The sequence below is a fragment of the Kitasatospora sp. NPDC002522 genome, from assembly GCF_053595195.1.
The window spans coordinates 1-24,039 of sequence record NZ_JBSFXE010000014.1; the positions used below are offsets into that span (position 1 = coordinate 1).

A 24,039-nucleotide genomic window follows, 5' to 3' on the forward strand; every position below is an offset into this window, starting at 1 on the left:
CTGGGTGGGGGGCGCGGGCGGGGGGGGGGGGGGCGGGGGGGCCCGGAGGGGGGGGGGGGGGGCACCCGGGCGCCGGCTGCTCAGCGGCCGGCCAGCACCCGCGCGCGGCGGTACAGCACGCCGCCGCCGATCAGCAGCAGGGCGCCGGTCGAGGCCAGCACCTCCAGGCCGGAGGCGCCGGTGGAGGCCAGCTGGGCCTGCTCGCCGGTGGGCGCCGCGGCCCGGGGCTGGGTGGTGGTGACCGCGGAGACCGGCGTGGTGCTCGGCGTGCCGGGCGTGGCCGGGGTGCCCGGCTGGTCGCCGCTGGGGCCGCCGGTGCGGTCGCCGCCCCCGCCGGAGGTGCTCGGCGGCGGGGTGTGGTTGCCGGGGTGGTTCGGCGGGCAGTCGTCCCCGGGCGGCGGGGTGGTGTGGTGCGGCGGCGGGGTGGTCGGGTGCTTCGGGGTGCTGACGTTGCCGCAGTCGTTGCCGAACGCCGGGTTGCCGAGGCCGACCACGTCGACCGAGTTGCCGCAGGCGTTCACCGGAGCGGCGATCGGGACCTGCACGTTGTTGCCGGAGCCGACGCCCGGGGAGCCGGTCGTGCTGCCGCTCGCCGAGGAGCCCGAGCCGGCGTGGCTGCCGCCGCCGGCGGACTGGTTCGAGCAGTCGTTGCCGTAGGCCGGGTTCAGCAGGCCGATCACGTTGATGGTGTTCCCGCAAGCGTTGACGGGGAGGTCCACGGGGGCCTGCACGGCGTTCCCGGAGCCGACGCCGGGCGAGTTGGCGGTGGCTCCGTGGGCACCTGCGGCGTGGGCGTAGCCCGCGGTCGAGGCCAGCACGCTGCCGGTGGCCATGGCCGTGAGCAGGCCCTTCTTGGCGACCTGTCGCATTGACTCCCCTTGGTTTCTCAGATAGTCGGAATTGCCGCCCGCATCGGGAGCGACATGACGGTTCAACGACGCACAGTGATGAAGGTTGAGCCGAATGCAGTCTGTTCATCCGATCGAGTGAGCACCTTCCGGGAATAGGACCGCGGCCGCCCATCTCCCAGCCCCGGAACGCGAGCGCCCCCCTCCCGGGAACGCGGACGCCCCCCGCGCGGCACAGGGACCGCGCGAGGGGCGAGAGCTGACGTCGGGTCAGCGGGTGACTCCGACTCAGACGTTCTGGCAGGCGTTGCCGAACGCCGGGTTCAGCAGGCCGATGACGCTGATGGTGTTGCCGCAGACGTTCACCGGGATGTGCACCGGCACCTGGATCAGGTTGCCCGACAGCACGCCCGGGGAGCCGACCGCGGAGCCGTCGGCGTGCGCGCCCCCGTGCGCCGAGGCGACACCGGCACCCGCGAGCAGCAGGCCACCGGTGGCGGCGGCAACGGCAGCGATCTTCTTGGCCTTCATCTGACTGTTCCTCCTGGTCGTTTCCAGCCCGTTCCCCCGGGCTGCACACGGAAGAACGAAGGCCCGGCGAGCGGGATGCGGGGGAGATCGACTATTCACCCATCACAGTGATCAACCGAACGTCTGATCGCCAGCTATCCCGCTCGCCTGACTAGTCGGAATTGGCTATCTGGCTATCAGCACAGATCCAGGAACCGGTCCAGCACCCGCACGCCGAACTTCAGCCCGTCCACCGGCACCCGCTCGTCCACGCCGTGGAACATCCCGGCGAAGTCCAGCTCCGGCGGCAGCTGCAGCGGCGCGAAGCCGAAGCAGCGGATGCCCAGGTCCTGGAAGGACTTGGCGTCGGTGCCGCCGGAGAGGCAGTACGGCACGGCGCGGGCGATCGGGTCCTCGGCGCGCAGCGCGGTCTGCATCGCCTCGACCAGCGCGCCGTCGAAGCTGGTCTCCAGCGCCTTGTCGTAGTGCAGGCTCTCGCGCTTCACCCGGGGGCCGAGCACGCTGTCCAGCTCGGCCAGGAACTCCTCCTCGTAGCCGGGCAGGAAGCGGCCGTCCACGTGCGCGGTGGCCTGGCCGGGGATGACGTTGACCTTGTAGCCCGCGCCGAGCATGGTCGGCTGGGCGGTGTTGCGCAGGGTGGTGCCGATCATCTTGGCGATGCCGCCGAGCACCCGCAGCGTCTCGTCCATGTTCTCCGGGTCGAGCGGCACGCCGAGCGCGTCGGAGAGCTCGTCCAGGAAGGCCCGCACGGTCTTGGTGATGCGCAGCGGGAACTGGTGCCGGCCGAGCCGGGCGACCGCCTCGCACAGCTCGGTGATGGCGTTGTCGTCGTTCTCCATCGAGCCGTGCCCGGCCCGGCCCTCGACGGTCAGGCGCATCCAGTGCATGCCCTTCTCCGCCGTCTCCACCAGGTACAGCCGGACCTGGTCGTTGACGGTGAAGGAGAAGCCGCCGACCTCGCCGATCGCCTCGGTGACGCCCTCGAACAGCTCGGGGTGCTTGTCGACCAGGTAGCGGGCGCCGAAGGTGCCGCCGGCCTCCTCGTCCGCGACGAACGCCAGCACCAGGTCGCGCGGGGGCTTGCGGCCGGTGCGCAGCCGGTCGCGGACCACCGCGAGGGTCATCGCGTCCATGTCCTTCATGTCGACGGCGCCGCGGCCCCACACGCAGCCGTCCATGATCTCGCCGGAGAACGGGTCGACCGTCCAGTCCGCCGCGTTGGCCGGCACCACGTCGGTGTGGCCGTGGATCAGCAGTCCGGGCCGCGAGCGGTCCTCCCCCTCGATCCGCACCACGGTGGAGGCCCGGCCCTTGGTCGACTCGTAGATCTTCGCCTCGACGCCGAACTCGGCGAGCTGCTCGGCGACGTACTCGGCCGCCTTCCGCTCCCCCGGTCCGGAGCCGTCCCCGTAGTTGCTGGTGTCGATCCGGATCAGGTCCCGGCAGATCTCGGCGACCTCCGACTCGGCCGTCACCGTCCGCTCGCTGCCCACGCTCATCGCTCCCACCTCGTCTCCAGCCCGCCCGGCGCTCCACTCGCCCTCGCGCCGCCCGGTCCTCCGGGTACCACGGGCACCATCCCGCCATCCTCCCCCACCCCTCGCCCACCCCCAAGGGCATTCCCGGCCCGCCGCCCCGCCTTCCAAGCCGCACCCGCCCCGGCACCCCCGGTTTTGGGTCTGCCAGGCGATCTTTGCTACTGTTATCCATGTCAGCGCGGGCACGGTCCCGCACCGACGACACCCCGTCCGGGTGGCGGAATGGCAGACGCGCTAGCTTGAGGTGCTAGTGCCCTTTATCGGGCGTGGGGGTTCAAGTCCCCCCTCGGACACCAGCGGTGAAGAGCCGGTCGAGATCTCTCGGCCGGCTCTTCGCGTTCCCGCCGCCCGTTCGCCGGCGCTCCGCGCACCCTTTTCCCCCGGCTCCGCTCGGACTAGTGTGCGTTGGCGCATGCAGACGGGGGTGGGCAGCGGCATGGGCAACCAGATCGTCAAGGCGCTGGAGGACAGCGCGCAGAAGCTGGGCAAGACGCTGGTGGAGGACGCCGGGAAGGCGTTGAAGAACTTCTACCGGCACGCGGGCGACAACCTGAAGAAGGTCGCCAAGAACGTGCGGGACATCGAGGAGAAGCACGCCAGGGACCTCGAGAAGATCTTCAAGGGCGAGGGCGGCAAGGGGTTGCCGCACCCGCGCACGGGCGGCGGTCGGCGCGGCCGGGGCGAGCAGCCGCTCGGCCGGGGCGGCAAGCGCGGACAGGGCGTCGGCGGGAACATCGGCTGCCACACGGCGGGCGACCCGGTGGACGTGGTGTCCGGTCAGATGATCACGTCGGAGACGGACCTGGTGCTGCCGGGTCTGCTCCCGGTGGTGCTGCGCCGCGCGTACGCCTCCGGGTACGTCGGCGGGCGGCTGTTCGGGCCGGGCTGGTCCTCGACGCTGGACCAGCGGGTCGAGATCGACGCGGACGGCGTGCACTTCGCCGGCGACGACGCGCAGATCCTGCACTACCCGCTGCCCGCCCGCCCGGGCCAGACCGTGCTGCCGAACGGCGGCGCCCGCTGGCCGCTGACCTGGGACGACACCGACGGCGCGCTCCGGATCGAGGACCCGGACCGGGGGTTGGTGCGGCACTTCGCGGCGGCCGGCCCCGGCGCCTACCGGATCGGTGAGGTGCGGCCGCTGACCGCGCTGAGCGACCGCAACGGACACCGCGTCAGTTTCCTGCGCGACGAGCACGGGGCGCCCGTCGAGGTGAGGCACAGCGGCGGCTACCGGGTCGCCGTCGACACCGTCGCCACCGCGGCCGGCCCGCGCGCCGAGGCCCTGCGGCTGCTGGACGGCACCGCGCACGGGCACGGCACCACCGTGGTCGGCTACCAGTACGACCCGGCCGGCCGGCTGACCGGCATCGTCAACTCCTCCGGCCTGCCGTACGTCTACGAGTACGACGACGCCGACCGGATCACCGCGTGGATCGACCGCAACGGCGAGAGCTACGAGTACCGGTACGACGAGGCGGGCCGGGTGGTGAGCGGTGTCGGCGTGGACGGCAACCTGTCCGCCGAGTTCGCGTACGACGACGGCGGCCGGGTGACCACGACCACCGACAGCCTGGGGCAGCGCACCGAGTTCCACTTCGACGAGCAGCACCGGGTGGTCCGGGTGGTCGACCCGCTCGGGCACTCCACCCGGACCGAGTACGACGAGCAGGGCCGGGTCACCGCGTACGTCGACGAGTTGGGCCGCACCACCCGCTACCGGCTCGACGAGCACGGCAGCCCGACGGTGATCACCGCCCCCGACGGCAGCACCGTCCAGCTCGCCTACGACGCGCTGCGGCTGCCGGTGTCGGTCAGCCGGGCCGGCCGGGTGCTGGGCGCCTTCGAGTACGACGAGCGCGGCAACCTGCTGACCCACACCGACGCGGCCGGGGCGCGCTCGGTCCGGCGCTACGACGAGGCGGGCCGGCTGCTGTCGCTGACCGACCCGCTCGGCCACACCCGCACCTTCACGCACGACCCGGCCGGACTGCTCACCTCGGTGACGGACCCGCTCGGCAACACCGCACGGGCCGAGCACGACGCCTTCGGCCGGATGGTCGCGGTCACCGACCCGCTGGGCCTCACCACCCGCTTCACCCACCGGCTGGAGGGCGGGATCACCGAGCGGGTGTTCCCCGACGGCTCGCGCGAGCAGTACGACTACGACCCGGAGGGCAACGTCACCGAGCACCGGGACCAGATCGGCGCGGTCACCCGGTTCACCCTCGGGGCGTTCGGCCGGCTGCGCTCCCGGACCCTGCCCGACGGCGAGGAGCAGCAGTTCGGCTACGACACCGAGCTGCGGCTGACCTCGGTGACCAGCGGCGCGGCGGCGTGGCGCTACCGCTACGACGCGGCGGGCCACCTGGTCGGGGAGAGCGACTTCAACGGCCGCGACCTGACGTACCGTCACGACGCCGCCGACCAGCTGCTGGAGACCGTCGACCACACCGGCCGGCGCACCGCCTTCGCCTACGACCTGCTCGGCAACCTGGTGGAGCGGGTCTCCGGCGACGGGTCGCGGACCACCCTGGACTACGACGAGCACGGCGAGCTGGGCCGGATCACCGGCCCGGGCGGCGTGCTGACGTACCGTCGGGACGCCGTCGGCCGGGTGCTGTCCGAGGAGGCCGACGGGCGCGCCACCAGCTACGCGTACGACGCGCTCGGCCGCCGCACCCGCCGCACCACCCCGTCGGGCGCGGTGTCCACCTGGTCGTACGACGCCAACAGCCGTCCGAGCACGCTGGCGGGTGCGCTCGGCACGCTCTCCTTCGGCCACGACGCCAACGGGCGGGAGACCTCCCGGCGGCTCGGGCGCGGCGCGGCCCTCAGCCAGACCTGGGACGACTGCAACCGGCTGAGCGCGCAGGCGATCTGGGCGCTGGACGCGCCGCCCGCGGGCTCGCCGGAGGGGACGGCGGGCAGCTACCGCAGCCTCCAGCAGCGCGGCTACGGCTACCGGGCCGACGGCATGCCCGCGTACGTCACCGATCTGCTGCGCGGGCGGCGGGACTTCGAGCTCACCCCGGCCGGCCGGGTCACCCGGGTCTCCGCCGAGACCTGGACCGAGAGCTACGCCTACGACCCGATCGGCAACATCACCAGCGCCGCGGACAGCCGCCGCCCGGACGGCGCGACGCTGGGCGAGCGCCGCTACACCGGCTCGCTGCTGCGGACGGCCGGCCGGACCTCGTACGAGTACGACGAGCTGGGACGGCTCTCCCGGGTGCTGGTGCGCACCCTGTCCGGTCAGCGCCGCACCTGGCAGTACACCTGGAACGGCGACGACCAGCTGGTCCGGGTCGACACCCCGGACCGCGGGGCGTGGACGTACCGCTACGACCCGATCGGCCGGCGCAGCGCCAAGCAGCGCGTCGATCCGGGCGGTGGCGCCGCCGCCGAGCAGGTGGTGTTCACCTGGGACGGGACCTGGCTGATCGAGGAGGCCGCCGCGCTGCCCGACGGCTCGGTGCGCAGCCGCACCTGGGAGCGCCAGCCGGGCGCCTGGGAGGTGGCGACGCAGACCGAGCGCACCTCGCGCCCGGGCCCGGGCGGAGCGGGGTCCGGGCCGGGCCTCGGGCAGGCCGAGGTCGACGAGCGGTTCTTAGCGATCGTCACCGACCTGGTCGGCGCGCCCAGCGAGTTGGTGACCGAGGACGGCCGGATCGTCTGGTCCTCGTCGACGGACCTGTGGGGGCGACGGGCGGCGGGCGGCTCGGGCGGTGACGCGCCGTCATGTCCGCTGGGGCTGCCCGGGCAGTACCACGACGAGGAGTCCGGCCTCGAGTACAACTATTTCCGCTACTACGACCCGTCCACCGGCCGCTACCTGAGCAGCGACCCGCTGGGGCTGGGCGCCGGGCCGAACCCGCACGGCTACGTGCCCAACCCGCTGGCGTGGATCGACCCGCTGGGCCTGAAGGGCGCGCCCTCGGGCATGGGCGGCTGGTACTACAAGCTGCAGCCGGCCAACTGGAAGACCGGGCCGAACGCCGCGCAGAAGTACGAGATCAACCACATACCGGCCCAGGGCTCCTACAAGAACCTCGGCACGACGGCCGAGCTCAATCCGGGATACGGCCCGTCGGTGCGGATGGAGTACGACGACCACCGCAAGTTCATCAGCACCGGTCGCGGTGCGGGCCCGGACGCCTGGCGGGCGGCGCAGCGCAGCCTGATCCTGCAGGGCAAGTGGGACGAGGCGATGAAGAAGGACATCGACGAGATCCGGCGCGTGCACGGCACCAAGTACGACAGCGCGATCAGGGAGATGGTCGACTCGCTGCCGCACAACGCCGAGTTCCAGAAGTTCCTCAAGGACAACAACTGGAATGTCAGGACCTGCCTCCTACAATGACGGCCATGGAGATCACCCTCGATCCGCCGCACGGCATCACCGGCTTCCCGCTCGGCATGCCCGCGGAGGCGGTCAAGGAGGCGGCGCGCGCGCTGGGTTCCGTCCAGGTCCAGGACGAGGGCGCCGCGGACCGGTTCCGGTACATGAAGGTGCTCGCGGTGCACCCGCAGTTCGAGATCGTCTTGCACCTGGAGGACGGGAAGACGCTGCGGGCGGCCGAGGTCTGGATCCCGCGGCCGGGGCCGGAGCAGGTCACCGTCCGGTTCCGCGGGCTGGACGTCTTCGGCACGCCCGCCCTGCAACTGCTGGACCGGCTGGCGGAGATGGGCGAGACGGTGCTGCGCGACGACTACGGGGCGACCGTCCCCGGGCTGCCGCTCGGCTTCACCCGGGAGGCCGGCCACGAGGTGCCGCTGGACACCGACGGCGAGCCGCTGTACTTCCAGGCGGTGCTGGTCGGCCCGACCGGCTACTACGACTACCTGCTCGCGGAGTAGGCCCCGCGAGCGGCCGAGCGCCCCGCCCGCACCCCGCTGAGGGGGTGTCGGGCGGGGCGCTCGGCGTGTGGCCCCGCGGTCGGCGTCAGGAGACGTTGACGTTGACGTCGTCGAGGACGAACGAGGTCTGCTTGGTGTTGTCCTCGGTGCCGGTGAACTTGATCGTGACGCTCTGGCCCGCGTAGGCGGCGAGGTTGAAGGTGCGCTGCTGGTAGCCGGCGGCGGCGTTGGTGTTGGAGTAGGTGGCGAGGGTGGTGCCGTTGGCGGTGACGGTGAGCTTGTCGAAGACGGTGGTGGTGGAGGCGGCGCTGTCGATGTGCAGCCAGAAGCTCAGGTTGTAGCTGGTGCAGCCGGTCGGCAGGGTGACGGTCTGCGCGAGGGTGTCGGTGTTGGTGGTGCCGTAGCCGTCCAGCCAGGCGTCGTAGCTGCCGCTGTGCGCGGGTTCGCTGGAGCTGGAGTTGATGGTGCTGGCGCCCCCGCTGTTGGTCTCGGTCCAGGACGAGGTGGAGCCCGTCTCGAAGCCGGGGTTGGCGATCAGCTGGGCGGCGGTGCAGCTGCCGCCGCCGGCCGGGTTGACCGTCCAGGTGAAGGTGGCGGTGGCGGTGGGGCCGGTGGAGTCGGTGGCCTTGGCGGTGACGGTGTAGCTGCCCGCGGTGGTGGGGGTGCCGCTGATCAGGCCGGTGGCGGAGTTGACGGTCAGTCCGGCGGGCAGGCCGGTGGCCGAGTAGCTCAGGGTGCCGCCGGCGGTGTCGGTGGCGGAGAGCTGGAGGCTGGTGGCGGTGCCGGCGGTCGCGGTGCGGGTGCCGGGGTTGGCCAGGGTGACGGTGCCGGTGCTGCTGCCGCTGCCCTGGGCGAGCCAGGCGGTGGCGTTCAGCGCGAGGGCGGCGTCGGTGCCGGCCGGGTCGTCCCAGCCGTTGAAGAGGGTGTTGCCGGACTGGCCGGTGCCGTCGTCTATCGGCGAGGAGTCGCCCCAGATCGCCACCCGGCCGCTGCCGAAGGTGGAGGTGGCGAACGCGGCGCCGGTGTTGCCGCTGTAACCGGTCCGGTAGAGCAGGCCCTTGACGGCGGAGTTGTCGGCCGGCTTGAGGGTGAAGGTGGTGCCGTTGCGGATGATCGAGCCGGTGACGGTGCCGAACGGGCCGCCCAGCACCGGGTCGCCGGCGGAGCTGATCGCCCGCGGGTTGTCGGTGGTGATGTTCAGCAGGTCGACCGAGAAGCCGAACGGGTCGGTGCTGTCGACGCTGTTGGTGGTCAGCAGGTCGTTGATGATGGCGGGCGAGTCCCAGCCGTCGTTGTTGCGGTCGCTCTGGGTGTGGTCGGAGATCAGGAAGAGCCCGCCGCCGTTCTGCACGAACGTCATCACGGCGGTCTTCTCGGCGTCGCTGAGCCGGACGTTGGGCTCGGGCAGCACGAACTCGTCGAAGTTGGCGAGGTCGAGCGCGCCGCCGGTGCCGTAGGTGATGGTGGAGCCGGCCGGGAGGGTCTTCAGGCTGTACTGGCCGGTCTTCTGCAGGGCCACGCCCCAGGCGGAGAGCGCGCCGGTCCAGGACGTCTCGGTGGTGGGGTTGGCGTTCTGGGCGAGCGGGTCGGGCTGGCTGGTGGAGATGATCCAGTCCGCGTTCCCGGCGGTCTCGGCCTTGCTGTTGTCGAACAGCACCCGCTTCGGGGCGGTGGTCGCGGCGGCGGCCGCGGTGCTGTGCAGGGGGACGGTGGCGGCCGCCGCGAGGGCCACCAGGGCGGCTGCGGCGAGAGCGGCCGGTCGGGTCGTCTTCCGAGCTCTGATCATCTGTCAATCTCCTCGTGCCGTGGGGGGAAAGAGACGGTGCGCTACGCGCGTAGGTGCGCGGGACACCGTCCCATGGTGGGGTAATCGGAGCTTGAACGGAACACGTCGAGTCGGCGCGGGCCGAAAGTTCTCGCTACGTGCTGGAACCGGGGCAAACTGCTCCCGGAACGGCCCGGATATAACGGTGTTTTGCAACACTGGGGGCATGAGCCCCCGTCGATCCGATCCCAACACCCGTCCCGCACTGGTGGACGTCGCCGCCCGGCTGCTCTCCGAGGAGGGCCCGCAGGCCCTCTCGGCCCGGCGGATCGCCACCGAGGTCGGCAGTTCGACGATGGCGCTGTACACCCACTTCAACGGCATGGGCGGGCTGGTCCGGGCGATGGTGCACGAGGGATTCGCAAGACTGCAGCAGTACTTCACCCGGGTGTCGCGCAGCGACGACCCGGTGGCGGACCTGGCGCTGCTGGGCCGGGCGTACCGGTGCAACGCGCTGGCCAACCCGCACCTGTACGCGGTGATGTTCGGCGGCTCCTCGCTGGCCGGCTTCTCGCTGGACGGCGAGGACCGCCAGTACGGCCGGTACACGCTGGCCGGGGTGGTGGAGTGCGCGGGCCGGTGCATCGAGTCCGGCCGGTTCCAGTCCGGCGACGCGGACCTGATGGCCCACCAGATGTGGTCGGCGGTACACGGGTTGGTGACGCTGGAACTCGGCGGCTACCTGATCGGCCCGTACGACGCGGACCGCTGTCTGGACGCGCAGCTGATCGGCCTGATGGTCGCCGCCGGCGACAACCCGGAGGCCGCCACCAGGTCGGTGGCGGCCTCGGCCCGCCGGCTGGATCCGGAGGTGGTCGCCGCGGGGTGACGGGCGATCACCAGGCGGACTAGAGCGGGATGTTGCCGTGCTTGCGCTGCGGCATCGGTCGGCGCTTGCCCTGGAGCATGGCGAGCGAGCGGGCGATCGCGGCGCGGGTGTGGGCGGGGTCGATGACGTCGTCGACCAGGCCGCGCTCGGCGGTGTGGAAGGGGTGCATCAGGCTGTCGGCGTAGTCGGCCATCAGTTCGGCGCGCAGCAGTTCGGGGTCGGGGGCGTCGGCGAGTTCGCGGCGGAACAGCACGTTGACCGCGCCGTCGGCGCCCATCACGGCGATCTCGTTGGTGGGCCAGGCGAGCGAGACGTCGGTGCCGATGGAGCGGGAGTCCATCACGATGTAGGCGCCGCCGTAGGCCTTGCGCAGGATCACCTGGATCCGCGGCACGGTGGCCTCGCAGTAGGCGTAGAGCAGTTTGGCCCCGCGCCGGATGATGCCGCCGTACTCCTGTTCGGTGCCGGGCAGGAAGCCGGGGACGTCGACCAGGGTGATCAGCGGGATGCCGAAGGCGTCGCAGAAGCGGACGAAGCGGGCGGCCTTCTCGGAGGCGGCGATGTCCAGGACGCCGGCCAGCACCAGCGGCTGGTTGCCGACCAGCCCGACGGTCTGGCCGTCGATCCGGGCGAAGGCGCACAGCACGTTGCCCGCCCAGTCCTGGTGGACCTCCAGGTACTCGCCGTCGTCGACGATCTCGGCGACCACGTCGCGCATGTCGTAGGGCCGGTTCGCCTCGACCGGGACGATCTCGGCGAGGCCGGGCCGCTCGTCGTGGCCGGCCCCGGTGGGCTGGTGGGTCGGCGGCGCCTCGAGGTTGTTGGACGGCAGCATGGACAGCAGGAAGCGCACGTCCTCGAGGCAGGACTCCTCGTCGTCGTAGACGAAGGAGGCGAGGCCGGTGCGGCCGCCGTGCACGTCGGCGCCGCCGAGTTCGTTGTGGGTGACCTGCTCGCCGGTGACGGCGGCGACCACGTCCGGGCCCGTGAGGTACATCTGGGCGGTCTCGCGGACCATGAAGGTGAAGTCGGCGAGCGCCGGGGAGTAGGCGGCGCCGCCGGCGCACGGGCCGAGCACCACGCTGATCTGCGGGATGACGCCGGAGGCCTCGACCATCCGGCGGAAGATGCCGCCGTAGCCGTCGAGGGCGGTGACGCCCTCCTGGATCCGGGCGCCGCCGGAGTCGTTGAGGCCGATCAGCGGCGCGCCGGTGGCGATGGCGAGGTCCATCACCTTGTGGATCTTCGCGGCGTGGGCCTGGCCGAGCGAGCCGCCGAAGACGGTGAAGTCCTGGGCGTAGACGAAGACCCGGCGCCCGTCGACGGTGCCGGAGCCCACCACCACGCCGTCGGTGTGCGGCCGGTTCTTGGACAGCTTGGGGCCGTCCGCCTGGTGCCGGCGGTACATCTCCAGCTCGGTGAACGAGCCTTCGTCCAGCAGGAGTTCGAGGCGTTCGCGGGCGGTGCGCTTGCCGTTGGTGTGCTGGCGCTTCACCGCCTCGGGCTCGCCCGCGAGGATCCGGGAGCGCAGTTCGTCGAGTTCCTCGCGGGCGGTGCCCATCGGCCGGACCGGGCGCGGCGGCGGGACGGTGCGCAGCTTGCGGCCGTCGCCGGGGGCCGGGACTGCGGGGGTGGCGGGGGCGGTTCGGCTGCGGGGCTTGGGCAGGACGATGGGGCCGACCTGCTGTTCAGCGGTGCTCATCGGTTCTTCTCCCCTGCGATCGCGCCGGCCTGTCGGTCGGTCAGCAAGCCCTGGCCGTGGAGCCAGCGCACGGTGTCGGCCATGGTCTCGGCGGCGGGCCGCGGCTGCAGCCCGCCGGTGCTCGCCCCCGGCTCGACCGGCACGGCGGTGGCGCAGGTGTAGACGGCGCCGTACTCGGCGGGGATCTGCCAGGGCCAGGCGCGTTGCAGCAGGTCGGCGGCCGCACCGATCGGCAGCATGGCGCGCGCGGGCAGGTGGAGCGCGGGCAGCGGGCGTCCGGTGACCTCGCGCAGGGCGTCCAGGTACTGACGGGTGGTCAGGTGCCGGCCGGGGCCGAAGTGCCGGTCGGTGCCGGTCGGCTCGGCGGTGAGCAGCCGGGCGTGCAGTTGCGCGGTGTCGCGGACGTCGCCGACCGGGAACCCACCGGTGGGCCAGAACGGCATCAGGCCGCGCAGGGTGTTGCGCAGCCGCCGGGTCTGGTCGCCCAGTCGCGGGTCGGCGGGGCCGAGCAGGGCGGGCGGGTAGCTGATGACGACGGGTGCGCCGGCCGACTGGTGGCTGCGGGCGATGTGTTCGGCGGCGGCCTTGGTGGCCATGTAGGTCTCCCGGGGGCGGCCGACCGGGGAGTGCTCCCCGATCGTCCGCCCGCCGGCGGGCAGCAGCGCGACGATGCTGGAGACGTGGATGATCCGGCCGGCTCCGGACCGCCGGGCGGCGGCCAGGACGGTCTCGGTGCCGTGTTCGTTGGTGCGCCGCATCTCCTGGTGACGGCGGCTGTCGAACGAGTAGACGGACGCGGCGTGCAGCACGGCGTCGGCGCCGCGGACCGCGCGTTCGACGGACGGGGTGTCCGTGGCGTCACCGGCGGCCACGTCGACCGCGCCGGGGGCGATCTCCGCACGGGCCAGGGCCCGTTCGGCGGCGGCCGGGTCGCGGGCGAGCAGCCGCACGCGGTGCCCGGCGCGGACGATCGCCGCGATCGAGTGGATGCCGAGGAATCCGGTGCCTCCGGTGACGCTCACCAACATCGGGGTGTTCTCCTCCGGTTCAGCCGTTGCGGTCGGCCGGCCCGCGGCCGACCCGGTGGAAGCCGCCGCCGTAGAACAGCAGCGCGTCGTCCCCGGTGTTCCAGTCCGAGGCCAGCACCTCGCCGAGGAAGATGGAGTGGTCGCCGCCGTCGTAGGCCTCGGCGAGCTTGCACTCCAGTCGGGCCACCGCCTTGCCGAGCAGCGGGGCGCCGGTGAGCGGTCCCGGCTGCCAGTCGAGGCCGTGGAACTGGGCGGCTCCGAGCGGGCGGTCCCGGCTGGCGAAGTACCGTGCCAGCTGCTCCTGTTCGGCTCCGAGGACGGAGACCGCGAAGCTCCGGGTGGTGGTGATGGCCTGGTGCATGACGGCGGTGCGGGCCACGCAGCACAGCACCAGCGGCGGTTCGAGCGAGACCGACGTGAACGAGTTGGCCGTCATCCCGTGGACCTGTTCGCCGCCGGTGGTCAGCACCGTGATGCCGGTGGCGAACCGGGACATCGCCTCCCGCAGGGCCGCCCCCGAGGTGGCGGGCGGCTGCGGGGAGCGCGGCGCCGGCACGGTGGTGCCGGCCCGGGGATGGCCGCTCATCACGCCCGCCCGGGGGCGGCGGCCGCGGCCAGGGCGCGGGCCGCGGCGGCGTTCTCGGCGTACGGCACCAGGGCGCGGCGCAGTTCCTCCGGGACCCGGGCGGGGACGGTGGCGGTGTTGGGTCCGCGCATGCAGGCGATCCGCTGCCGCCCGCGGGCGACCAGGTTCTCCTGGTCGTCCGCGACCCGCAGGTAGTCGAAGCTGAACTGGATCTGGGTCTGGGTCAGCTCCTCCAGCCGCATCCGGATCGACAGCTCGTCGAACGCGGTGATCTCGGCGAAGAAGTCGCACTCGACCTTGAGGGTGAACAGCTTCAGGTCGTCCTGCAGGTCGGCGAGCACCTCGGGGGCCCGCTCCTTCAGGAACATCTCCCGGCAACGCCCCTGCCAGCGCAGGTAGTTGACGTAGTAGACGTTGCCGACGAGGTTGGTCTCCTCGAAGCCGACGGTGTGTCGGATCTCGTAGTAGCCGGTCATCGGGCCTCCCTTCCGGCGAGCACCGCGAACACGGTCTTCTCGTCCCGGTCGTTGATGGTGGTCACCCAGGTGGCGATCCGGGCGTCCCCTGCGGAGAGCAGGGCCCAGCCGTCCGGGTGGACCTTCTCGACGGTCAGGGCCTGGCTGGTGGCGCCGGCCTTGCGCAGGCACTCCAGCGCGCTCCAGACCCGGGTGGCGGAGATCGCCGGGTCCTCGCCGGCCTCGGCGGCCAGCAGGTCGCGGACCGGGAGTTGGGCGGCGCCCAGCAGTCCGGCCCAGTCCTCGGCGGTGCGGTCGAGGACGGCTTCCAGGTCGCAGGCGAGGCGGCCCTGGCCGACCATGGCGAGGGTCATGCCCTGGGCGTGCGAGGCGGTGACGGTGTGTCCGTCGACCTCGGGCCGCCCGTCGGGCCGGTGGCGCAGTTCGGCGGGCCGGCCGAGGGCCCGGCTGACGGCGGTGGAGGTGCCGGCCCGGCGCTCGTCGGCGGAGGTGATCGGTGCGGCCTGCGGTTCGAGGACCACCGCGCGGCTGCCGCCGAGGACCTTCTCCAGCGAGCGCTCCAGGTAGGAGCCGAGCATCGACGGGACCCAGGGCCCGGCGCCGTCGCGCTTCTGCACGGCGACCAGGGTGAGCCCCTGCCAGCGCTCCACCAGGGTGCCGTCGGGGGTGCGGACGTCCAGGTCGTAGACGTAGGTGTCGCCGTCCTGGGAGCGTTCGCGGGCGTCCAGCAGCACGTACTCGGTGTCCTGGGCGGCCCGTTCGGCCAGCCACAGCCGCTCGATGCGCTGCGGCAGCAGGGTGGCGTCGGGGACGCAGCACTGGATGCCGTGCATCATGGCGTCCCGGGTGCCGGGGTCGGCGAGGCGCTGTTCCTGCGGGAGGAAGGCGCCGAACCAGGGGGCGGGCGCGGCGGTGCCGATCTCGGCGAGGGCGTGCCGGGCGGAGGCCCGCCGGTAGCCCATCACCCGCTGGAACCGCTTGCCCTGGAAGAGCACGCTGCCGTACAGCTCGGTGACCGGGTCGACCGGGACGGGCGGCAGTTCGAACTCCACCGGCACCGGGGTGGCCGCGAGTTCGGGCCGGGGGTAGCGCAGCCGGGCCCGGAAGTGGTCGGCGGCGTACCCGGTGGACTCGGTGCGCAGCACCACGTCGACGGTGCCGGGCTCCTGGACGAGTGCGGCGATCCGCACGGTGGCGGTGGTGCCGGGGCGGACCACCACCGGCCGCTGGAACTCGACGTCCTCCAGCAGCGGCGAGCCCTCGTTGCCGCTGACCGCGGCGGCGACCTGGGCCATCGCCTCCATGCCGAGGACGGCGGGGAAGAGCAGGTCGCCCTGGAGCTGATGGTCGCTCAGGTACGGGTCGCTGCCCTCGGAGAGCTCGGCCTCGGTGATCAGTTCGATGCCCGGGTAGTGCGCGACCACCCGCTCGACGAAGCGGGCGAGCGGCAGTTCGCGGCGTTCCAGGGCGAGGGTGGGCAGGCCGGCGGCGCGGCCGGAGACCACCAGCACGGGGCCAGCGGCGGGGTCGGCGAGGATGTCGCGGAGCACCTGGATGCCGTTCTCGGTGGAGATCGGGGTGATGCCCTCGCGGATCAGCGCCTCGACCACGCCGAGCCGCTCGCCCATGCCGGCGCCGGACCACACCGACCATTCCAGTGCGAGCGCCCGGGAGTGCGGGTTCTCCTGCTGGAAGCGGACGGTCAGTTCGGTCATCCAGTCGTTGGCGGTGGAGTAGTGCGCCTCGCCGCGCAGTCCGGCCCGGCCGATGATCGAGCCGAAGGTGATCAGCAGCTTGATCCGGGCCGGGTCGACCGCGGTGAGCACCGCCTTCAGGCCGTCGATCTTCGGGGCCAGGGTGCGCGTGAAGTCCTCGGCGGTGAGGCTGCCGAGCGCGGCGGGCTCGTTGCGGCCGGCGCCGTGCAGGACGGCGGTGACCTGGCCGAGCTCGGTCTCCAGCCGCTCCACCGCGGCGGCGACCTGTCCGGCGTCGGTGACGTCGGCGCGGTCGTAGCGGAACCGCAGCCCGGCGGCGGTCATCCGGGCCAGGTTGTCGGCGAGTTCGGCGTCGGCGGCCGGGTCGGCGCGGCCCAGCAGGGCGAGCGCCGCGCCGGAGTCCTGGGCGATCGCCATGGCGCACTCGGCGGTGATGCCCTTGCCGCCGCCGGTGACCAGCAGGACGTCCTGCGGGCCGAGCGGGGAGGCGCCGTCCGCGGTGGCGGGCAGCGTCGGCCGCAGCACCGGGACGGTGCGCCGGCCGTCGGCGTCGTAGCGGACCTCGGCGAAGCCGTCGGTGGCGGCGGCCTCGGCGACCACCCGGGCCACCGACTCCTCCACCTCGGTCGTCAGCTCGTCGAGCTCGACCACGGTGACCGGGATGTCGGGGTGCTCCAGGTGCAGGGTCTTGGCGAAGCCGGAGGCGCCGAGCCGGCGCTGGGCGACCACCAGGCGGCTGTTGTGCTCCAGCACCACGCGCCCGGCCTCGACGAAGAGCTCGGCGTGTTCGCTGCCGCACTCCTCGGGCAGGCAGAGCAGCACGCCGTCGCCGAGGCCCGCGCCGGCCAGCGCCGCGCGCAGCGGTTCGGCCAGCGGGTGGCCCGGGGTGCTGACGGCGGTCCACTCGGCGGCCGGGGCGTCCGGCAGCAGGACCGGCACCAGTTCGGCCGGGACGTACTCCAGGGCGAACGGCCGCACCCACGGCGCGACTCCGGGGACCTCCGCCTCGGTCGTCCCTCCGTCCTGTGCGGTGGCCGCCAACTGGTCGATCAGGTCGGCCAGTTCGCCGAGTCGCACGGTGGCGAAGTTCGGCGTGGCGGCGAGCACGGGGTGGCCGAGCGCCCGGGTGACGTCGTTGACCAGCTGGCCCACCGTGATCGAGGACAGGTGCAGGTCGTCCATCGGGTGGGTGTCCGCGGTGACGGACTCCGGCGGCAGTTCGACGCGTTCGGCGGTGAGCCGGCGCAGCAGTTCCAGGGTGGATTCGCCGCCCGCCTCGGCCTGCCCGTCCTGACCGGTCGTCACCTCGACCGCCTCGTAAGCGGCGAGGTCGAGGTCGAGGGCGGGCGCGGTCTCGCACGGGCTGGCGAGGAAGGACATCTCGCCGTCCTCCGGCAGCGGCCGGATGACGCGGTCGGCGTACAGTTCGCCGGCGGCGACCGGGACGCCGAGCACGTAGGCGGCGCCGGCCACCCGCAGCAGCGCGCCGAGCGAGCCGCTGTCGGTGTCGACGGCCAGCACCGGGCGGTCCGGCGCGATCTCGGCCAGCAGGCCGGAGAGCACCCGGCCGGGGCCGACCTCGACGGCGAGGTCCGCGTCGGCGACCGCCTCGGCGGCGGCCTCGTGGAAGCGGACCGGCAGCAGCACCTGGTCGCGCAGCACGGTGCGCAGGTCGGCGGCGGCGTCGAGCCTGGTGCCGGTGACGGTGGAGGCGACCGGACGGTCCGGGGCCTGGAAGTCGACGCCGGCCAGGTGCTCGCCCATCGCGACCGCGGCCTGTTCGACCAGCGGCGAGTGGAAGGCGTGCGAGACGTTCAGCCGGGTCGCGGTGGTGCCCTCCGCGGCGGCCCGGCGGACCACCTCGTCGACGGCCTCGGCCGGACCGGAGACGACGGTCTGCCGGGGGCCGTTGTAGCCGGCGATGACCACGTCCTGGCCGGCGGCGAGCCGCTCGGCCTGCTCGGGCGTGGCGGCGAGGCCGGCCATCGCGCCGCCGCCGCGGCTGGCCTGGGCCATCACCCGGCCGCGCACGGTGGCGAGCTCCAGCACCTGGCGCTCCGTCATGGCACCGGCCCAGTGCAGGGCGGTGAGTTCGCCGAGGCTGTGGCCGACGGCGGTGGCGGCCTGGATGCCGAGCCGGTCGAGCACCCGCAGCGCGGCGAGCGAACCGGTGACGATCCGCGGCTGGGCGAACTCGGTGGCGACCTGGTCGTCGCCGGCGGGCAGTGCGGCGTACAGCTCCTCGGCGGCGGCGAACCGGTTGCGCAGCGCGCCGGTGGTGCCGCGGCCGGAGCCCTGGCCGGGGAACAGGTAGGCGATCTTCGGTGCGGTGCGGGCCCGGCCGAGGAAGACGCCCTCGCCGGTGGAGAACGCCTCGCGGGCGCCGGAGTCCAGCAGGGTGACGAGCCGCTCCAGCCCGCGGACGGCGTCGTCCGGGGAGGTCGCGACGATCGCGGCGCGCACCGGCGCACCGGTCAGACGCTGCGTCAGCTGCGCGGCCAGGTCCGCCAGTTCGGCCATCGCGAGCTTGGCGGTGACGGCCAGCAGGCGTTCCGCGTCGGCGCGCAGCGAGGCCGGGTCGGCGGCGTCGAGCAGCAGCAGTTCGGCGTCCTGCCGGCCGGCCACCAGGCGCTCGGTGCCGGCGTCCAGGCTGGTGCGGCGTTCCGCTCCGGGGGCCTGGGTGACGGCGATGTGGGTGTTGATGCCGCCGAAGCCCATCGCGGACACGCCGGCCCGCACGGGCTGGTCGGCGGGCCAGAGTTCGGCCCGCCGCGGGATGTACATCGCGGCGTCCTCGCCCTGCAGCTTCGGGTGGGTCGCGAAGTGGCCGGTGGCCGGCGGGATCACCTGGTGGTGGACGGCGAGCGCGGCCTTGATCAGGCCGGCGACGCCGGCGGCGGCCTTGGTGTGCCCGAAGTTGCCCTTGACGGTGCCGAGGGCGGCCGGGCGGGCGGTCGGGTCGGCGCCCCGCCGGGCCGAGGACAGCGCCTCGATCTCGGTGGCGTCGCCGAGCGCGGTTCCGGTGCCGTGGCCCTCGAAGTAGGAGACGCTCTCCACGCCGTAGCCGGCCCGGCCGTAGGCGCGGGAGATGGCGAGGCGGTGGCCGCCGGCCTCGGGCCGGGTGATGCCGCCCTTGCCGTCGGAGGAGATGCCCCAGCCGGCGATGGTGGCGTAGATCCGCTTGCCCTGCGCGAGGGCGTCGTCCTCGCGCATCAGGACCAGCATGCCGGAGCCCTCGCCGGGCCAGAAGCCGTTGGAGTCCTTGTCGTAGACCTTCATCTCGCCGGTGGCCAGCGCGCCGGTCTTGGCGAAGCCGATCACCTCGAACGGGTCGATCGACAGGTCGACGCCGCCGGCCACCGCCACGTCCAGGTCGCCGTCGTCCAGCGCCTTGGCGGCGGTGACCACCGACAGCAGCGAGGACGAGCAGGCGCCGTCGACGGTGTAGCCGCCGCCGCGCAGGTCGAAGTAGTTGCAGATCCGGCCGGCGATGGTGTTGGCCAGGCCGCCGGCCAGCGAGTCCTCGTCGATCGCCGGGAACGGCGCCTTGTACTGGACCTCGAGGCCCTTGAGGAAGGTCGCGGTCTCGGTCTCGTCCCAGCCCTGCCCGGCCAGTGCGGCGGCGACCGTGCGCCGCACGTACGGCCAGCGCAGCCGCATGATGTTGGCCCGGGAGAACTCGCCGGTCAGGCTGTTGCCGACGACCACGCCGGTGGCCTGCCGGGGCAGTCCCTCGCCGTCCGGGAAGCCGGCGTCCGCGAGCGCCTGGGCGGCCACGTCCAGCGCCAGCCAGTGCGTCAGGTCGGTCGATCGATAGGTACTTCCGGCGACACTGTATTTGATCCGGTCGAACTCGAAATCCCGCAGAACCGCGGCCTTCGACGCGTAGAAGCGGTCCGGTGCATTGCGGTCCGCCGACCAGTAGTCGGCATGGTTCATGCGTTCGTCCGGCAGCCTCCGGAATGCCCTTCGACCACCCAGAACGTTTTCCCACAGTTCACCCGGAGAATTCGCGTCCGGATAGCGGAGGCCGATTCCGACGATAGCGATCCGCTGACTGCTCATATATTCACCGCCCCCTGGAGATGAATTGCCGGCGGGTCTCACTGCGCCCCTTATACCGATCAAGCCTGCGCCCGACGCCCGCCGGATGCCATCTTCCGGAGTGCTTTCCCCCTCCACCGGGGGGTCTCGCCAATTCCATAACGCCGTGATTCCACTGCGCCGGGATTCCATAACGCCGTGATTCGCCGGGGCCCGGCATTCCATAACGGTGTCATCACGGCCGCCGGGATTCCATAACGCCGTGATTCCCGATTACCCGTCAGGGCGCACACGACGGAGCCCCCGCCGGTCGGCGGGGGCTCCGGGGCCGCGCTGCGGGCCGCTGACGGCCCGTCAGGCGGCGGCCAGCCGGGCGCCCAGCTCGCGGGCGGCCGACAGCGCCGCCCAGGAGGTGAGCTCGATCAGCGGCCGATCGCCGGCGTGCTGCCGCCGGAACGCGGCGATCAGCTCGTCGTCGACCTGGTAGGCGGCGATCGCGGTGAGCAGCGCCAGCCGTCCGGCCGGGCGGTGCTCCTCGGGTAGCCCGGCGACGGCCCGCTCCACCCAGCCGCGGCTGATGCCCGGCGGGCGGCCGTCCCAGGCGGCGAGTTCGGCGGCCAGCAGCTGCCGGACGGGGTCGGCGACGGAGCGGTCCGCGGCCTGCTCGGCGACGGCGGCGGCGCGGGCGAACGCCCCGGCGACGGTCGGGGTCGCGGCGGCCCAGCTCAGGTCGGCGGGGAGCGGCGCGGAGGGCAGCAGGTCGAGCGACCCGCCGGCCACCGGGGGCTGCCGGACGCCCTCCCGGACGATCCGGCCGAGCACCGCGGCGAAGATCCGGCGGGCGGCCGCCGGGGCCTTGTCGGGGACCGGCTGGGCGGCCAGGAACAGGCTGACCATCCGGTTCAGGTAGTGGAAGGTGACGGCGGTGCCGACCAGTTCGGGGGTGTGCGCGGCGGGGAACGGCGGTGCGCCGCCGCCGAGCCGCAGCCACTCGGCCGACCCGTCGAGGGTCTTGGCGGCGTCCGCCTCGGGCAGCAGGGCGGCCAGCGCCGCGCCGTGCACGGTGACGCAGTAGGGGCACTCGTTGGCGGCCGACACGGCGGCGGCCACCGCCTCCTTCTCGGCGCGCCCGACCCGGCCGCCCGCGACCAGGGTCTCCCGCAGGATCACCCAGGCCGCGGCGAGCACCGGCGGGGCGGGCGCGTGCAGCGCGATCGGCGGGGCGAGCAGGCCGAACTCCCGCTCCACGTCCCGGTAGACGGCCGCCACGTCGGGTCCGGCCCGGCCGGGCCGGACCGGGGCGACGTGCCGGATCTGCGCCAGCGCCCGGCGCATGGCCGGCCGCAGCAGGGGTGAGGTCATGACGCACTGCCTTCCTGCGCGGCCGCTCCCGGCCGCACGGGGTCGGGAACTGACGGACCCTCGGAACCGGTCCGCCGGGCCGTCCGACCGGAGCCGCTGGACGGCTCCGGCCCGGGGACGGCCCGGCGGGTGGTGGTGTCGCTGCGGAACGCCGTGCCTAGTCCCGCATCAGCAGCGGGAGCTGGGACTGGACGCCGCGCCGGCCGCTGGTGGAGCCGTCCGGGGAGGGGGCGCCGTAGCTGACCTTGACGCCGCGTTCCTGGGCGGCCTTGACGATGCCCGGGATGGCCCGCTCGGCCAGCGCCGAGATGGTCAGCGCCGGGTTGACGGTGAGCGCGCCGGGCACCGCGGAGCCGTCGGTGACGAAGATGCCCGGGTGGCCGCGGAGTTCCTGGCGGTCGTCGAGGGCCGAGGTGGCCGGGTCGTCACCGATCCGGCAGGAGGCCAGCGGGTGGACGGTGTAGGCGCCGACCACGTCGTTGGTCCAGGGCATCACCTTGGCCAGGCCGTCGCGCTCCATGATGTCCTTGACCACGGCGTCCGACTCCGCCCAGCCGCGCAGGGTGTTGGCGGTCGGCCGGTAGCTGATGGTGCCGCGGCCGAGCATCTGCTGGGAGATCCGGTCGGCGTTGCCGCGGGCCGGCGGCGGGCCGAAGACTCCCTCGTTGTCGTCCTCGACCATGGTGAAGATGGTCAGCCAGGACTGCCACTGCTTGACCAGTTCCTTCTTCTCCTTGCCGAACCAGCTCGGCCCGGTGGCGTCCGGCACCTGCGCCAGGATGGTGCCGAAGCCGGGCGGGAAGTACAGCTGCTCCAGGGAGAAGCGGGAGTGCTCGGGCAGCGAGCCGTCCAGGTTGTCCCAGCTCGCGACGACCGGGCCCTTGCCGATCTGGTTGGCCGCGTAGGCCTGGCCGTTCTCGCGCTTGAGGCCGAGCAGGTTGGCGGCCTTCTCCTCGTCGATGATGGCCGTGTTGAGGCGCTCGCCGTTGCCGGAGAAGTAGCGGCCCACCGCGTGCGGCATGGTGCCGAGGGTCGCCTCCGAGCGCTGCAGGATGACCGGGGTGGCACCGGCGCCGGCCGCCAGGATGACGATCTTGGCGTCGATCGCCCCGGAGTCGGTGTGCACCCGGTAGTCGGTGTCGTCGATGACGTTGTAGTGCACCCGGTAGCTGCCGTCGTCCAGCCGCTCCAGGTGCTGGACCTCGTGCAGCGGGCGGATCTCGGCGCCGTGGGCGAGCGCGGCCGGCAGGTAGTTGAGCAGCAGCGAGCGCTTGGCGTCGAACTTGCAACCGGCCATCATCCAGTTGCAGTTGGTGCACAGGCTGCGGTCGACGGCGGCCGGCACCGGGTTGGCGGTGCGGCCGGCGTGGTTGCAGGCCGCGGCGAACAGGCCGCCGGCGTAGGTGACGTCGTTCCAGTCCTGCTGGGTGATCGGCAGGGCCTCGACGACCCGGTCGTACCAGGGGTCGAGGGTGTCCCGGTTGATGACGCCCGGCCACATCCGGCGGCCGATGCTGCCCTGGCGCTCGAAGACGAAGCGCGGGGCGCGCGGCATGGCCGCGAAGTACACCACGCTGCCGCCGCCGACGCAGTTGCCGCCGAGCAGGCTCATCCCGTCGCCGACCACGAAGTCGAAGATCCGGGTGTAGGAGGAGCCGAGCAGGAAGTCGTGCTCGAAGTCGTCGGCCTCCAGCCACGGCCCGCGCTCCAGCACGGTGACCTTCGCCCCGCCGGCCGCCAGGTGGTAGGCGGCGATGGCGCCGCCGAAGCCGCTGCCCACGATCAGGACGTCGGTGCTGTCGCCACGGGTCATGCGGGGCTCCCTGTGGGTGTGGTGTCCGGGTGGAGGTCGGCCAACTGCCGTCCGTAGGAGAAGGCGGGGAAGCGCCACAGCCCGTCGGTGTCCGGCTGCGAGAAGCCCATCGCGGCCAGGCCCGGGTGGCCGTTCGCCATCGCCTCGGAGGTGTGGATGTGGGCGCCGGTGTCGAAGGCCATGTTGCTGAACAGGGTCAGCAGCACCCAGAGTTCCTTCTCCGGGTGCTCCGGCGCGACCAGCGAGCGGACCAGCGCGGTGCGGTCGTCGAATTCCAGCGCGACGAACGGCGGCACGTCCTGATCGAGCGTCAGCCCGTGCTCGTCGGCGTACGCCAGGGCGTGCCCGTTGAGCGCCTCGGTGTAATTGTCGAGCGCGTCGGAGACTCCGGTGGCCGGGGTTTCCAGCAACGCGACGGCGCCGGCCTCGACCGCGCCGCCGCCCGGGGCGACACCGGCCACCGCACGGTCTTCGGGGGATCGTTTTTCGCCGGGCACGATCGTGTCGGCGAAGGCCTCAAGTGTCATGATCCGGTCAGGCCGGTCATCTGGGGTACCCGCACGCACGGGCGCCTCCTCAGCTCTCGATCGGGTAAGCGGGTCGCATCGCGGGGGCGCCCAAACCGCTGACGCGACTCCAGCATCATGCTGAGCCCGCCCGCCCTGGGGCACCTTCGGCGTTGCTGAGGCTCTTCAAACCTTCCCCCCCGGTATGACCGGTTTTCGAGCATCGGCGGTGAACGCCCCATCGAGCGTTGCACTTGGCATGTGCGCCCTGCTACGGTCGTCAATCGTTATCGCCGCGATATCTTCGGCGCCTTTTCCACCCAGAGAGGACTCTCAAGTCGTTCGCTCTGGCATCTCCGACAACAGCCGTCACATG

15 protein-coding genes and 1 tRNA gene are annotated in these 24,039 nt (G+C 73.0%); 4 read left to right on the plus strand and 12 right to left on the minus strand.

All coding sequences use genetic code 11. The annotated features are described in order from the left end of the window. Positions 1-80: 80 nt before the first annotated feature. The 3 genes from ACWD4U_RS14380 to ACWD4U_RS14390 form a co-directional block, all read right to left on the minus strand. Positions 81-869, minus strand: a complete 789-nt coding sequence (locus ACWD4U_RS14380) for a chaplin (RefSeq protein WP_363449096.1) — start codon at positions 867-869, stop codon at positions 81-83. Between the two features lie 267 nt (positions 870-1,136). Next, on the minus strand, positions 1,137-1,379 hold the full coding sequence (locus tag ACWD4U_RS14385; RefSeq protein ID WP_363449094.1) for a chaplin: 243 nt from the start codon (positions 1,377-1,379) through the stop codon (positions 1,137-1,139). Between the two features lie 176 nt (positions 1,380-1,555). Then, positions 1,556-2,878: a M20/M25/M40 family metallo-hydrolase gene (locus ACWD4U_RS14390; RefSeq protein ID WP_363449092.1), complete on the minus strand. Its 1,323-nt coding sequence runs from the start codon at positions 2,876-2,878 to the stop codon at positions 1,556-1,558. A gap of 247 nt (positions 2,879-3,125) precedes the next feature. Between ACWD4U_RS14390 and ACWD4U_RS14395 the strand changes: the two genes are divergently transcribed. From ACWD4U_RS14395 to ACWD4U_RS14405, 3 genes are all read left to right on the plus strand, one after another. Next, positions 3,126-3,213 (plus strand) — tRNA-Leu (locus tag ACWD4U_RS14395). Between the two features lie 116 nt (positions 3,214-3,329). Then, positions 3,330-7,280: a DUF6531 domain-containing protein gene (locus ACWD4U_RS14400; protein ID WP_363449090.1), complete on the plus strand. Its 3,951-nt coding sequence runs from the start codon at positions 3,330-3,332 to the stop codon at positions 7,278-7,280. 5 nt (positions 7,281-7,285) lie between these two features. Then, positions 7,286-7,777 (plus strand): hypothetical protein, encoded by a 492-nt coding sequence (locus ACWD4U_RS14405; RefSeq protein WP_363449088.1) that lies wholly within the window; start codon positions 7,286-7,288, stop codon positions 7,775-7,777. An 85-nt stretch (positions 7,778-7,862) separates the two neighbouring features. On the opposite strand, the gene ACWD4U_RS14410 is transcribed toward ACWD4U_RS14405, so the two are convergent. Then, the gene (locus ACWD4U_RS14410) at positions 7,863-9,563 is read right to left on the minus strand and encodes a putative Ig domain-containing protein (RefSeq protein WP_363449086.1); all 1,701 of its coding nucleotides are present in this window, start codon (positions 9,561-9,563) and stop codon (positions 7,863-7,865) included. A 205-nt stretch (positions 9,564-9,768) separates the two neighbouring features. Between ACWD4U_RS14410 and ACWD4U_RS14415 the strand changes: the two genes are divergently transcribed. Next, complete coding sequence (locus ACWD4U_RS14415) at positions 9,769-10,431, plus strand: TetR/AcrR family transcriptional regulator (protein WP_363449084.1); 663 nt, start codon at positions 9,769-9,771, stop codon at positions 10,429-10,431. A gap of 19 nt (positions 10,432-10,450) precedes the next feature. Here ACWD4U_RS14415 and ACWD4U_RS14420 read toward each other — a convergent pair whose 3' ends face one another. The 8 genes from ACWD4U_RS14420 to ACWD4U_RS14455 all read right to left on the minus strand — a co-directional run bounded on the left by ACWD4U_RS14420 (position 10,451) and on the right by ACWD4U_RS14455 (position 23,684). Beyond that, the gene (locus ACWD4U_RS14420) at positions 10,451-11,992 is read right to left on the minus strand and encodes an acyl-CoA carboxylase subunit beta (protein ID WP_363449342.1); all 1,542 of its coding nucleotides are present in this window, start codon (positions 11,990-11,992) and stop codon (positions 10,451-10,453) included. Positions 11,993-12,129: 137 nt separating this feature from the next. Next, positions 12,130-13,161: an NAD-dependent epimerase/dehydratase family protein gene (locus tag ACWD4U_RS14425; protein WP_363449082.1), complete on the minus strand. Its 1,032-nt coding sequence runs from the start codon at positions 13,159-13,161 to the stop codon at positions 12,130-12,132. Between the two features lie 19 nt (positions 13,162-13,180). After that, on the minus strand, positions 13,181-13,747 hold the full coding sequence (locus tag ACWD4U_RS14430; protein WP_363449080.1) for a flavin reductase family protein: 567 nt from the start codon (positions 13,745-13,747) through the stop codon (positions 13,181-13,183). Continuing rightward, entirely contained in the window at positions 13,747-14,223 is a 477-nt protein-coding gene (locus tag ACWD4U_RS14435; protein ID WP_363449078.1) for an acyl-CoA thioesterase, read from the minus strand. The genes ACWD4U_RS14430 and ACWD4U_RS14435 overlap by 1 nt, the downstream gene beginning before the upstream one ends. Continuing rightward, complete coding sequence (locus ACWD4U_RS14440; protein ID WP_363449076.1) at positions 14,220-20,003, minus strand: type I polyketide synthase; 5,784 nt, start codon at positions 20,001-20,003, stop codon at positions 14,220-14,222. Before ACWD4U_RS14440 ends, ACWD4U_RS14435 begins: the two co-directional genes overlap by 4 nt. A 333-nt stretch (positions 20,004-20,336) precedes the next feature. Beyond that, entirely contained in the window at positions 20,337-21,344 is a 1,008-nt protein-coding gene (locus tag ACWD4U_RS14445; protein WP_363449074.1) for a carboxymuconolactone decarboxylase family protein, read from the minus strand. Positions 21,345-21,501: 157 nt separating this feature from the next. Further along, positions 21,502-23,157 carry a GMC family oxidoreductase gene (locus ACWD4U_RS14450; RefSeq protein ID WP_363449072.1) on the minus strand — a complete coding sequence of 552 codons (1,656 nt, stop codon included), beginning with the start codon at positions 23,155-23,157 and terminating at the stop codon, positions 21,502-21,504. Continuing rightward, positions 23,154-23,684, minus strand: coding sequence for a DUF5987 family protein (locus tag ACWD4U_RS14455; RefSeq protein WP_363449070.1), 531 nt, complete (start codon positions 23,682-23,684; stop codon positions 23,154-23,156). Before ACWD4U_RS14455 ends, ACWD4U_RS14450 begins: the two co-directional genes overlap by 4 nt. Positions 23,685-24,039: the final 355 nt, after the last annotated feature.